At 72.5% G+C, this 12251-nt stretch carries 11 protein-coding genes; all 11 read left to right on the top strand.

The genetic code is table 11. The features are described from left to right. Positions 1 to 459 precede the first annotated feature (459 nt). The 11 genes from ABZ434_RS14210 (at position 460) to kynU (ending at position 11953) form a co-directional block, all read left to right on the top strand. A complete protein-coding gene (locus tag ABZ434_RS14210; protein WP_359135339.1) occupies positions 460 to 984 on the top strand; it encodes a DUF2617 family protein in 525 nt (174 codons plus the stop codon). Between the two features lie 84 nt (positions 985 to 1068). Beyond that, complete coding sequence (locus tag ABZ434_RS14205) at positions 1069 to 2667, top strand: polyamine aminopropyltransferase (RefSeq protein ID WP_359135337.1); 1599 nt, start codon at positions 1069 to 1071, stop codon at positions 2665 to 2667. Between the two features lie 83 nt (positions 2668 to 2750). Then, positions 2751 to 3719, top strand: coding sequence for an SRPBCC domain-containing protein (locus tag ABZ434_RS14200; protein ID WP_359135335.1), 969 nt, complete (start codon positions 2751 to 2753; stop codon positions 3717 to 3719). A gap of 21 nt (positions 3720 to 3740) precedes the next feature. Then, positions 3741 to 4538 (top strand): aldose 1-epimerase, encoded by a 798-nt coding sequence (locus ABZ434_RS14195; protein ID WP_359135333.1) that lies wholly within the window; start codon positions 3741 to 3743, stop codon positions 4536 to 4538. Positions 4539 to 4648: 110 nt separating this feature from the next. After that, positions 4649 to 5188: an orotate phosphoribosyltransferase gene (gene pyrE / locus ABZ434_RS14190; RefSeq protein WP_359135331.1), complete on the top strand. Its 540-nt coding sequence runs from the start codon at positions 4649 to 4651 to the stop codon at positions 5186 to 5188. Positions 5189 to 5387: 199 nt separating this feature from the next. Continuing rightward, a complete protein-coding gene (gene fbaA, locus ABZ434_RS14185) occupies positions 5388 to 6410 on the top strand; it encodes a class II fructose-bisphosphate aldolase (RefSeq protein ID WP_359135329.1) in 1023 nt (340 codons plus the stop codon). Between the two features lie 92 nt (positions 6411 to 6502). Further along, positions 6503 to 7669 carry a MalY/PatB family protein gene (locus ABZ434_RS14180; protein ID WP_359135327.1) on the top strand — a complete coding sequence of 389 codons (1167 nt, stop codon included), beginning with the start codon at positions 6503 to 6505 and terminating at the stop codon, positions 7667 to 7669. Between the two features lie 90 nt (positions 7670 to 7759). Beyond that, positions 7760 to 9262: an MFS transporter gene (locus tag ABZ434_RS14175; protein WP_359135325.1), complete on the top strand. Its 1503-nt coding sequence runs from the start codon at positions 7760 to 7762 to the stop codon at positions 9260 to 9262. Positions 9263 to 9327: 65 nt separating this feature from the next. Next, on the top strand, positions 9328 to 9741 hold the full coding sequence (locus tag ABZ434_RS14170) for a DUF3151 domain-containing protein (protein WP_359135323.1): 414 nt from the start codon (positions 9328 to 9330) through the stop codon (positions 9739 to 9741). 165 nt (positions 9742 to 9906) lie between these two features. Beyond that, complete coding sequence (locus ABZ434_RS14165) at positions 9907 to 10755, top strand: tryptophan 2,3-dioxygenase family protein (RefSeq protein ID WP_359135321.1); 849 nt, start codon at positions 9907 to 9909, stop codon at positions 10753 to 10755. After that, complete coding sequence (gene kynU, locus ABZ434_RS14160; protein WP_359135319.1) at positions 10748 to 11953, top strand: kynureninase; 1206 nt, start codon at positions 10748 to 10750, stop codon at positions 11951 to 11953. Before ABZ434_RS14165 ends, kynU begins: the two co-directional genes overlap by 8 nt. Positions 11954 to 12251: the final 298 nt, after the last annotated feature.

Below are 12251 nucleotides of genomic sequence, written 5' to 3'. Positions count from 1 at the left end.
CGGGTGGTCACTCCGGAGGCCACTCGGGTGGCCACTCGGGTGGCCACTCGTGCGGCGGGAGTTCTTCGTGCGGCGGCGGTTCGTCGTGCGGTGGCGGCGGGGGCGGATGCGGCGGAGGCAGCTGACACGGGGCAGCTGGTCCGCGGCCGGGCAGGACGGCCGGCCCGGCGCCCGGCGGGACGAGGGGAAGCCCTCTAAGTCCCGCCGGGCGCCTTTTTGTTGGGCCGTGCGGCGCGTCGTCGGTGAACACCTGAACCGGCAGGCCCCCGAGGGGATGGAAACCACGTCAAGTTGGGTAAAAACGCTGCGAGTGCGGCGTAGTTCGTGATTCCCTCGGTTGAGAGAACATTCAGCCCTCGGACCCCAGTTGGACCTGATCGGGCGCTTCCCACCTCCCACGTGCACCACGTCGGGGCGCCCCCTGTCCACGTGTCCATGTGTGTTTTGCGGAGCCGACCCATGCTCACGACCCTTCATACGGCCTATTCCGATACCCGTGCCGCCGATCTGGCCTGGGCGCTGGGGCGCGAACCGCTCCCCGCGCTGGCCGTCCTCGACCTCCAGCTCGCCGGTGCGCAACTGCAGCTGCGCCTGCTCGGCGCTTCCCACCAGGTGCTTCTGGAGGAGGAGCAGGGCAGCTGTTCCGAAACCGTCGCCTGCATGCCCGGCAGCAGCACCCCCCTTCCCCTGGGCGTCTCCAAGCGGCTGGGGGACTGGGAGTACGAGTTCGCCGCGCGGGTCGAGACCCTCGGCGCCGGCTCCTTCGCGGGGCGTGCGCAGGAGCTGCTGGCCCTCGTCGCCGACCACCCCCACGGACTGGCCGGGACGTTCCCGGGGAGCCCGCACGCCTTCACCGCCATGCTCGCCCAGCGGACCGAGGGCCAGGTGCGGTGGCGCACCTGGCACGCGTACCCGCAGGAGGGCCGGCTGGTGGTGACGCGGACCCGGGTGGGTGTGCGGATGCCGGCGGTGGCGGCGCTGTGACCGGCACCAACTCCGTTGGGAGTGCGCCGATTACACCCTTGTGGGTGACAAGCGGCGAGGTTTCAGTGACGTAGCGTTCGCGGCATGATCGACCAGCAGCTGCCGCTGCGTGGGGGTGCGGCGCGGCTTCCCGTGCGCCCGAGGACCGGCAGGTTCCTCGTGCTGGCCACCGTCTTCATCTGTGCCGCCTGTGGGCTGGTGTACGAGCTCGAACTCGTCGCGCTCGCCTCCTATCTGATCGGTGACTCCGTCACCCAGGCGTCCGTCGTGCTGTCCGTGATGGTGTTCGCCATGGGCATCGGCTCGCTGCTCGCGAAACGTTTGCGCGGCAGTGCCGCGGTGGGCTTCGGGCTGATCGAGGCGGCGCTCGCCCTGGTCGGCGGCTTCTCCGCACTGGTGCTCTACGCGTCGTTCGCCTGGATCGGGGAGTCGCGGTACGCGCTGGTCGGGTTCTCGCTGGCGATCGGGATTCTCATCGGTGCGGAGATCCCGCTGCTGATGACGCTCATCCAGCGGGTGGACCGGCAGGACGCGGGCGGGGCGGTCGCCGATCTCTTCGCCGCCGACTACGTGGGCGCGCTGGTCGGCGGGCTGGCGTTCCCGTTCCTGCTGCTGCCGATGCTCGGGCAGCTGACGGGTGCGCTGTTCACCGGGGCGGTCAACGCGGCGGCGGGCGGGGCGCTGGTCCTGTGGGTGTTCCGGCGGGATCTCACGGCCCGGTCCCGGTGGGTGCTGATCGCCGCGAACGTGACGGTGATCGCCGTGCTCGCCCTGGCGGCGGTGCTGGCGGACGACTTCGAACGGGCGGCGCGGCGCGCGGTCTACGGGGACCAGGTGCGCGTCGCCGTGCAGACCGAGGTCCAGGAGGTCGTGCTGACCGGCTCGGACCGGCGCTCCCTCGACCTCTTCCTGGACGGGCGGCTACGGGTCAGCTTCCGCGACGAGTACCGCTATCACGAGGCGCTGGTGCACCCCGCGATGAACGGGCCGCACGCCAGGGTGCTGATCCTGGGCGGCGGTGACGGCCTGGCGGCCCGCGAGGTGCTGCGCTATCCGGACGTGCGGAGCGTGACGGTGGTGGAGCTGGATCCCGCCGTCACCCGGTTGGCCCGTACCGACCGCGCGCTGTCCGAGCTGAACGCACACGCGTACCGGGACCCGCGGACGACGGCCGTGACCGGGGACGCGTTCAGCTGGCTGCGGTCGGTGCGTGACCGCTACGACGTGGTGATCACGGACCTGCCGGACCCGGGGATCTCGGCCAGTACCAAGCTCTATTCGGCGGAGTTCTACGGACTGGTCGCCCGGACCCTGTCACCGGCCGGCCGGCTGGTGGTGCACGGGGGGCCGGCGGTGAGCCGGCCGCGCACGTACTGGACGGTCGAGGCGTCGGTCCGGGCGGCGGGGCTGCACACCCGCCCCTACCGGGTCAGCGGCCGGTACGCCGGATTCGCGGCCGGTCCCGACCGGGCCGCGGGCCGGACGGCACAGGCGCACGGCTGGGGGTTCGTGCTGGCCGGACCTGTCACCGCACCGGCCCTCGGCCTGGACCCCGGGGTGCTGCCGCTGCGGTCCCTGACGGCTCCCGCGCTGCGGGAGGCGGGGCGGCGGGCTGAGGCCGGGCGGATGCGGGGCCAGGCCCCGTCGACCCTGGTGCATCCCCGGTACCGGGAGGAGCAGTGAGCGGCGCGTGCCGGGCCTGCGGCGGGGCTTCGGGGAGCCCGAAGCGCTGACGCGGTGGCCGGGGCTGAGTAGGCTCGGTTTTTATGGAGCATGAGGTGTTCGTTCCGGTTCCGGTCCCGGCCCTTCGGCGGACGCTGGGCGATCCCGCACGGGTCGCGCGCTGTGTGCCGGGTCTCCAGCAGGACGCCGACGCGTCCGCGGGTCCGCTGGCCGGCCGGCTCAAGGTCCGGGCCGGCGGCCACACGATCACCTACCGGGGCGCGCTGTGGCTCACCCCGCTGCAGGGTGAGGACGCCGGGGAGGACGCGTACGGGCTGACCGTGGCCGGCGAGGGGACGGAGGCGCGTGGCAGCGGCTCGGCGAAGCTGTCCCTGACCGTCCGCCTGACCGCTCGCGAGGACGGCACGGCGATCGCCTTCGAGGGCACGGTGAGCGGCGACGGCCGGCTGCTGGAGCTGGACCGGGCGGCCGCGCTGTCGGCGGCCCACCGTCTGCTGGACAGGTTCGCGCAGCAGCTGGTGACGGAGTCCCTCTCCGGGCACGACGAGCATGAGGGGCCGCAGGACACCCCGGACGACGCCGCGGGTGGGGCCGTGGACGAGCCCGCAGCCATCGCCCCCGAGGAGCAGGCCGTCGGTGAGGCGGTGGAGCAGGCCATCGAGGAGGCCGCCGAGGAGGCGGACACCTCGCGCGCCGATGAGGCCCTGCCCTCGCACGATGCGGCCGCGGACGAGTCACCGGCCGGGGAACAGCCGCCGGACCGGTCCTCCGTCTTCGATACCCCGGTGCCGCCGTCGTCGATGGACCCGGTGGCCGGGATCGAGTTCACCGTCCCGGACGGGCCGCCGGCCGAGGCCGCGCACGCCCGGCGCACCATGATCGGACGCAGCGCGGAGGAGGTCGACCACGCTCCGCCGCGCGGCCGGTACGCCCCTGTGCCGTCACCCGATGCGAGCGGGGCGGGTGCGACCCTCCGCTGGGTGGCCCCCGCGGCCGCGCTCGCCCTCGCCTCCGCGGTGGTCGTGGGCCGGGCGTTGCGGCGCCGGAGGTAGCCGCGCCAGTAGGGTCGACGTGTGAGCAGCAGCGAGAAGGACGTCCGGCTGTCCGTCGGCGACGCAGAGTTGACCGTGAACCCCGCCAACGGCTGTCGTATCAGCAGCCTGAGGATCGGCGGCACCGAGCTGCTGCGGCAGGGGGAGCGGTACGGCTGCTTCCCGATGGTGCCGTGGTGCGGGCGGACCGAGAACGGACAGTTCCACAACGGCGGTGTGCTGCATCAGCTGCCGCTGACGGGCCCGCCGCACGCCATCCACGGCACGGGACGTGACACTGCCTGGCGCACTGCGCGGGAGAGCGGCACGGAGGCCGCGTTCTACTACGACCTGTCCGACCCCTGGCCGTACCCGGGGCGGGTGACGCAGACCTTCGAACTGACCGAGTCCTCGCTGACGTTGGCCTTCGGCGTCGAGACGTACGGGGACTCCTTCCCGGCCCAGGCGGGCTGGCACCCGTGGTTCCGGCGCAGCCTCGGCGGGGGCGAGGACGTCCGGATCGACTTCGACGCCGCGTGGCAGGAGGAGCGGGGGGCGAACCATCTGCCGACCGGGCGCCGGATCCCTCCCTTGGCCGGCCCGTGGGACGACTGCTTCGGTATGCCCGACGGCGTCGATGTGACCCTCACCTGGCCGGAGCAGCTGGAGCTCACGGTGAAGAGCCGCACCGAATGGGTCGTGATCTATGACGAGCAGGACGAGGCGGTCTGTGTGGAGCCGCAGTCGGGCCCGCCGAACGGGCTGAACACCGCGCCCCGCTACGTCACCCCGATCGAGCCCCTGGAGATCGCGACGACCTGGAGCTGGCGCAGGCTCTGAGCGCGCAGGCGCCACCGGGCGTCGGGGTGGGCGATGACGCAGACGGAGCCGGTGGGCGTCGGGGTGGGCGATGAGCAGACGGAGCCGGTGGGCGCCTTATCCTCGTAGTCATGACTGACGTACGCGCTGAGCTGTTGCAGCAGATCAAGGACAAGGCCGTGGTTCACGGCAAGGTGACGCTCTCCTCCGGCCTCGAGGCCGACTGGTACATCGATCTGCGCCGCATCACGCTGGACGGCAAGGCTGCTCCCATGGTCGGTCAGGTCATGCTCGACGCCACCGCGGAGCTCGACTACGACTGTGTGGGTGGGCTGACGCTGGGTGCCGACCCGGTCGCCACATCGATGCTGCACGCCTCCGCCGCCCGCGGGCAGGAACTGGACGCGTTCGTGGTGCGCAAGGCGCAGAAGGCCCACGGCATGCAGCGCCGGATCGAGGGCACGGACGTCAAGGGCCGCCGCTGCCTGGTCGTCGAGGACACCTCGACGACCGGTGGTTCCCCGCTGACCGCCGTCGAGGCGGTCCGTGAGGCGGGCGGCGAAGTCGTCGCCGTCGCCGTGATCGTGGAGCGTGGCGCGGCTCCGGCCATCGCCGAGGCGGGCCTCCCGTATGTCCACGTCTACTCGGTCCCGGACCTCGACCTGCCCTGACCTGCGGTTTCCCTCAAGGGGGGTCGGTTTCACGTGAAACCGACCCCCCTTGTCGTATCTCTGCAGCGAGAACGTGGGAACGCTGGCGAGTACACCGGGTGGAGCCGGGGCCAGAGTCTGGGAAGATGGGGGCGACGATGACGTCGCCCCCAGGTCAGGGAACCAGCAACGCACACCGCACATCCCAAGGAGCGGACAGATGCCCATCGCAACCCCCGAGGTCTACGCCGAGATGCTCGACCGGGCGAAGGCAGGCAAGTTCGCCTACCCGGCCATCAATGTGACGTCGACGCAGACCCTGCACGCTGCGCTGCGCGGTTTCGCGGAGGCCGAGAGCGACGGCATCGTCCAGATCTCCACCGGTGGGGCGGAGTTCCTGGGCGGCCAGTACAACAAGGACATGGTCACGGGCGCCGTTGCCCTCGCCGAGTTCGCGCACATCGTCGCCGCCAAGTACGACATCACGGTCGCGCTGCACACCGACCACTGCCCCAAGGACAAGCTGGACACGTACGTACGTCCGCTGATCGACGTCTCCGCGGAGCGCGTCGCCAAGGGTCTCAACCCGCTCTTCCAGTCTCACATGTGGGACGGCTCGGCCGAGACGCTGGCCGACAACCTGGCCATCGGCCAGGAGCTGCTGGCCAAGGCTGCCGCCGCCAAGATCATCCTCGAGGTCGAGATCACCCCGACCGGTGGCGAGGAGGACGGCGTCACCCACGAGATCAACGACGAGCTCTACACGACCGTCGACGACGCGCTCCGCACCGCCGAGGCGCTCGGTCTGGGCGAGAAGGGCCGCTACCTGCTGGCCGCGTCCTTCGGCAACGTGCACGGTGTCTACAAGCCGGGCAACGTCGTGCTGCGCCCCGAGCTCCTCAAGGACCTCCAGGAGGGCGTCGCCGCCAAGTACGGCCAGGCTTCCCCGTTCGACTTCGTCTTCCACGGCGGCTCCGGCTCCACCGCCGAGGAGATCGCCACCGCGCTGGAGAACGGCGTCGTGAAGATGAACCTCGACACCGACACGCAGTACGCCTTCACCCGTCCGATCGTGGACCACGTGTTCCGTAACTACGACGGCGTGCTGAAGGTCGACGGAGAGGTCGGCAACAAGAAGGTCTACGACCCGCGCAGCTGGGGCAAGTCCGCCGAGGGCGGCATGGCCAAGCGCGTCACGGAGGCCTGCGCCAACCTGCGGTCCACCGGCACCAAGCTGAAGTAACCCGTACGGATGCCTGCCCGGGCCCGGCACCCCTTGGGGTGCCGGGCCCGTGGCATGTCCGTACCCGGCACGAACGATGTGAGGGAAGAGCTGTGAGCACGTCCTACGACTTCGACACCGTCATCGACCGGCGTGGCACCTGGAGTGTGCAGTGGGACGGGGTCGCGGAACGGTTCGGGGTGGACGGGCTGCTGCCGTTCACCATCTCGGACATGGACTTCGAGACGGCTCCCGAGGTGCTGAGCGCCCTGCGGGCGCGGCTCGACCACGGCGTGTTCGGCTACACCGACTGGCGGCTGGGCGACTTCCGCCCGGCGGTGGCCCACTGGTTCGCGACCCGCTACGGCACCGTGATCGACACCGATGGCCTGGTGTACGGGCCGTCCGTGCTCAGCCAGTTGTCGCAGCTGCTCCAGATGTGGACGGCCGAGGGGGACGGGGTCGTCGTCCACACGCCGACGTACGACGGCTTCCGCAAGGCGGTCACCGGGCTCGGCCGCGAGCTGCGGGGCGTGGGTCTCGGGGACACGGAGGCGCTGGAGCGGGAGCTCGCGCGGGAGGACAGCAAGGTGCTCGTGGTCTGTTCGCCGCACAACCCGTCGGGGCGGGTGTGGACACAGGCGGAGCTCACGGAGATGGCCGCGCTCGCCGCGCTCCACGGTGTGGCGGTGATCAGCGACGAGATCCACGCGGACTTCGTGCACGACGGGCGCGTCCATGTGCCGTGGACGCGGGTGGCGGGTGACGGGCGCTGGGCACTCGTCACCTCGGCCTCGAAGGCTTTCAACTTCCCGGCGCTGACCGGCTCGTACGGCCTCATCGGCCGCTCCGAGGACCGGACGGAGTTCCTGCGCCGGATGGAGACCGCGGAGGGCCTGGCCTCACCGGCGGTGCTCTCGCTCACCGCGCACATCGCCGCGTACCGGGACGGCGCGGGGTGGCTGGACGCCGCGCGCGCGTACGTCGCCGGGAACCTGGCGCTGGTCGCGGAGCGGCTGAACGCGGCGTTCCCCGGCCTGGAGTGGGAGCCGCCGCAGGCCGGGTACCTGGCCTGGATCGACCTGCGGCGGGCCGGCGTCGAGAGTGACGAGGCGCTCCAGCGCGTGCTGGTCGAGCGGGAGCGGGTCGCGGTGATGCCGGGGAGCGTGTACGGGGCGGAGGGCTTCGTACGGCTGAACGTGGGGTGTGCGCGGAGCAAGGTGGAGGCAGGAGTGGAGGCGCTGATCAGGGCGGTGGAGGCGGTGCGGGGCGCCGCATAGGGGGGCGGGGAGTGGGGGCCGTTCAGGAACGCTGCCCCGGACCTCCGCTCCTCGATCGCCGGAGGGGCCCGATTTTGCGATGCTGAGCCCATGGCGGAGCAAGCAGCAGGGCCCGGCGGTATTCGCGTCGCTTCCCCCACCGGACGCTGGGTCGTCCTCACGACCGTGCTCGGGTCGAGCATGGCCATGCTCGACTCCACGGTCATCAACGTCGCCCTGCCCCGCATCGGTGAGGACCTCGGCACCGGCCTGGCCGCGCTCCAGTGGACCGTCAACGCCTACATGCTGACCCTTGCCGGGCTGATCCTGCTCGGGGGAGCGCTCGGTGACCGGTACGGGCGGCGCCGGGTCTTCGTCGTCGGCGTGGTGTGGTTCGCGGCCGCCTCGCTGCTCTGCGGAGTCGCGCCCGACGCGAACGTGCTCATCGCCGCCCGCGCCCTCCAGGGTGTCGGCGGCGCGCTGCTCACCCCGGGGTCGCTGGCCCTGATCCAGGCGAGCTTCCACCCGGACGACCGGGCCCGCGCGGTGGGGCTGTGGTCGGGGCTCGGCGGGGTAGGTGCCGCCGTCGGGCCGTTCGTCGGCGGATGGCTCGTCGACGGGCCCGGCTGGCGGTGGGTGTTCCTCCTCAACCTGCCGCTCGCCGCGATCTGCGTGCCCGTCGCCCTGCGCCACGTACCGGAGTCCCGGGACCCGCACGCGCACGGCCGCTTCGACGTCCTGGGGGCCGCTCTCGCCGCGCTCGCGCTCGCGCTGGTGACGTACGCGCTGATCGAGGCGCCGGGGCAGGGTGCTTCCCCGGCCGTGATCGGTGCGGCCGTGGGCGGCGTGCTGCTCGGGGCCGCGTTCGTCCAGGTCGAGCGGCGGCGGGCGGACCCCATGCTGCCACCGTCGGTGTTCGCGTCCCGGCAGTTCACCGCCGTCAACATCGTCACCCTCTGCGTGTACGCGGCGCTCGGCGGCTTCTTCTTCCTCTCCGCCATCCAGCTCCAGGTCGTGGCGGGCTACTCCGCGCTAGGCGCCGGCACCGCCCTGCTGCCGACCACCGTGCTGATGCTGCTGTTCTCCGCCTCGTCCGGCGAGCTGGGCCGGCGCATCGGCCCCCGTATCCCGCTCACCGCCGGTCCCCTGATCGCCGCCGCCGGAATGCTGCTGATGCTGCGCGTGGGGCCGGGGTCCAGTTCCGTGACCGGATACCTGGCCGACGTGCTCCCCGCCGTCGCGGTACTCGGCGTCGGCCTCGTCACCCTCGTGGCGCCCCTCACCGCGACCGTCCTGGCCTCCGTGGAGACCGCACGGGCCGGCCTCGCCAGCGGCATCAACAACGCCGCCGCCCGTGCCGCCGGACTGATCGCGGTGGCCGCCCTGCCACTGCTCGCCGGGATGGGGCCGGAGGCCTACCGGGACGCCGGCGAGTTCGCCGCGACCTTCCGGCGTGCCATCCCCATGTGCGCGGGGCTGCTGGTTCTCGGCGCCCTCATCGCGTGGACGACCGTGCGTACGCCGCCGGCCGTGCAGGACACCGCGCAGCCGGAGTGCACCATGCACTGCGGCGTCACGAGCCCTCCGCTGGAACCCGCTCCGGACAGGTCCTAGACGTTTCGCGGCATTGTGCGCACCGGATGCCCCGGGCGGCGCCGGAGGCAGGCACACTTGAACCCATGTCGATCCACGAGAACCTGCTCGGGGGCCCTGCCCCGACCCATCTGCCCGACGACCCGGAGCCGCGCGAACTGCTCGCCGCCGGCACCGCGCCCGCCGAAGTCGCGGCGAAGTACCCGACCTCGTCGCTGGCCTGGGCACAGCTCGCCGACGAGGCGTACGAGGGCGGCCGGGTCATCGAGTCGTACGCCTACGCCCGCACCGGCTACCACCGTGGCCTGGACGCCCTGCGCCGGGCCGGCTGGAAGGGCCACGGCCCCGTACCGTTCGAGCACGAGCCGAACCGCGGCTTCCTGCGCGCCCTGCACGCCCTCGCGCGGGCCGCGCAGTCGATCGGTGAGCAGGAGGAGTACGAGCGCTGCTCGTCGTTCCTCCGGGACTCCTCGCCGACCGCCGCCGAGACCCTCGGCTAGCAGGCGCACGCCCCGGCCGGGCCCCGCGGACGATCGCCGTCCGCGGGGCCCGTGCGCTGTCGCGGCCTGCGGATCTCCGCTTAGGATGCGGGCAGGGGACCGGAGCTCCACCACCTCAGGGTGGGGGCGGACCGCTACCCGGAAGCTCGTGTCGAGGAGACAGCAATGTCGACGATTCACCCCGACCCCGAAGCCACCGGTGCGCAGACCCCGCACCTCGACTTCGCGGGAACGACTCCGTACGAGGACTATGTCCAGGCGGATGTCCTGACCCACCTCCAGCACCTCCGCTCGGACGACCCCGGCGAAATGGTCTTCCTGGTCACCACCCAGGTCATGGAGCTGTGGTTCACCGTCATCGTCCATGAGTGGGAGACCGCCGCGCACGCGATGCGCGAGGACCGGCTGGACATCGCGCAGGACGCCCTGAAGCGGTCCCTGCGCGAGCTGGAGGCGCTGAACGCCTCCTGGACGCCGCTCGCCCAGCTCACCCCCGCCCAGTTCAACTCCTACCGGTCCTCGCTGGGCGAGGGCTCCGGTTTCCAGTCGGCCATGTACCGGCGGATGGAGTTCCTGCTCGGCGACAAGTCCGCGTCCATGCTCGTACCGCACCGGGGCGCGCCCCGCGTACACGCGGAGCTGGAGAAGGCCCTCGGCGAGCCCGGTCTGTACGACGAGGCGCTCGCCCTGCTCGCCCGGCGCGGCCACGCGATACCGCAGGACGTGCTGGGCCGCGACCTGACCCAGAAGTACGAGCCTTCGCCCGAGGTCGAGGCCGTCTGGGCGGAGATCTACGCCAACCCCGACCAGAACGACGAACTGGTACGGCTCGGCGAGGTGCTCACCGACGTGGGTGAGCTCGTCTGGCGATGGCGCAACGACCACCTCGTCGCGACCCGGCGGGCCATGGGCTCCAAGACCGGCACCGGCGGCTCCGCCGGGGTGGCCTGGCTGGAGAAGCGCGCCACGAAGAACGTGTTCCCCGAGCTCTGGACGGCCCGCAGCCATGTCTGATCTCCAGGAGCGCGCACAGGCGCTCGACACCGCGGACGAACTCGCACCGCTGCGGAAGCTCTTCACCCTCGACGACACCGTCTACCTGGACGGCAACTCGCTGGGCGCGCTGCCCCGCCACGTGCCCGCCCGGCTCCAGGAGGTCCTCACCCGCGAGTGGGGCGAGCTGCGCATCAGGTCCTGGGACGAGAGCGGCTGGTGGACGGCGCCGGAGCGGATCGGAGACCGCATCGCCCCGATCGTCGGCGCGGCCGCGGGACAGATCGTCGTCGGCGACTCGACGAGCGTGAACGTCTTCAAGGCCGTCGTCGCCGCGAGCAGGCTCGCGCCGGCGGGCCGTGACGAGATCCTGGTCGACGCCTCCACGTTCCCCACCGACGGGTACATCGCCACGTCCGCGGCCCGGATGACCGGCCACCGGATCGTCCCGGTCGCCCCCGCCGACGTCCCGGGCGCGCTCGGCCCGCGTACCGCAGCCGTGCTGCTCAACCACGTCGACTACCGCTCCGGCCGGCTCCACGACCTGCCCGGCCTCACCGCCGCCGTGCACGCCGCGGGCGCGATCACCGTCTGGGACCTGTGCCACAGCGCGGGCGCGCTTCGCGTCGGGCTGGACGCCCACGGGGTGGACCTGGCGGTCGGCTGCACGTACAAGTACCTGAACGGCGGGCCCGGTTCGCCCGCCTACCTGTACGTCGCCGAGCGGCATCAGGCCGCCTTCGACTCGCCCCTGCCGGGGTGGACGTCGCATGCCGACCCGTTCGCGATGACGCCCGGGTACGCGCCCGCGGACGGCGCCGTACGGGGCAGGGTCGGGACCCCCGACATCCTGTCCATGCTGGCCCTGGAGGCTTCCCTCGACGTCTGGGACGGCGTCGGGATCGACGAGGTGCGGGCCAAGTCCCTGGCGCTGACGGACTTCTTCCTGGAGTGCGTCGCCGCGTACGCCCCCGAGGGCCGGGTCACCTCCGTCACCCCGGCCGCCCACGCGGAACGCGGAAGCCAGGTCGCGCTCCGGTGCGAGGACGCCGAACCCGTGATGGGCGCGCTCATCGCGCGCGGCGTCGTCGGGGATCTGCGGCGGCCGGACGTGCTGCGGTTCGGCTTCACCCCGCTGTACGTGGGGTTCGCCGACGCGGAACGCGCGGCGCGGGTGCTCGCGGACGTGTTGACCGCTTCGGCGGCTCCGGCGGCGTAGGCTGCCGGATCAGTCCGGCGACCGGCTCGCCCCGGTCGCCGGACGGTCCATGCGGTGTCTCGCGCCCGCCGGCCGGGGGTTCCGCGGTGTTCCTCCCCGCCCGGTCCGAGGGCCCGCGGTGTCCGCCCTGCGGGGTCCGGGGCACTCGCGGTGTTCCGTGCCCGCCGGTCCGAGGGGCACGCAGTGTCTCGCGCCCGCCCGGGTCTCGCGCCCGCCCGGGTCTCGCGCCCGCCCGGGTCTCGCGCCCGCCCGGGTCTCGCGCCCGCCCGGGTCTCGCGCCCGCCCGGGTCTCGCGCCC

Origin of the sequence: Streptomyces sp. NPDC005761 (genome assembly GCF_040630635.1) — a bacterium.
Classification (GTDB): Bacteria; Actinomycetota; Actinomycetes; order Streptomycetales; family Streptomycetaceae; genus Streptomyces.
Note: the sequence above shows the minus strand (reverse complement) of the source record. Positions and strands in the feature narration are given on the sequence as shown.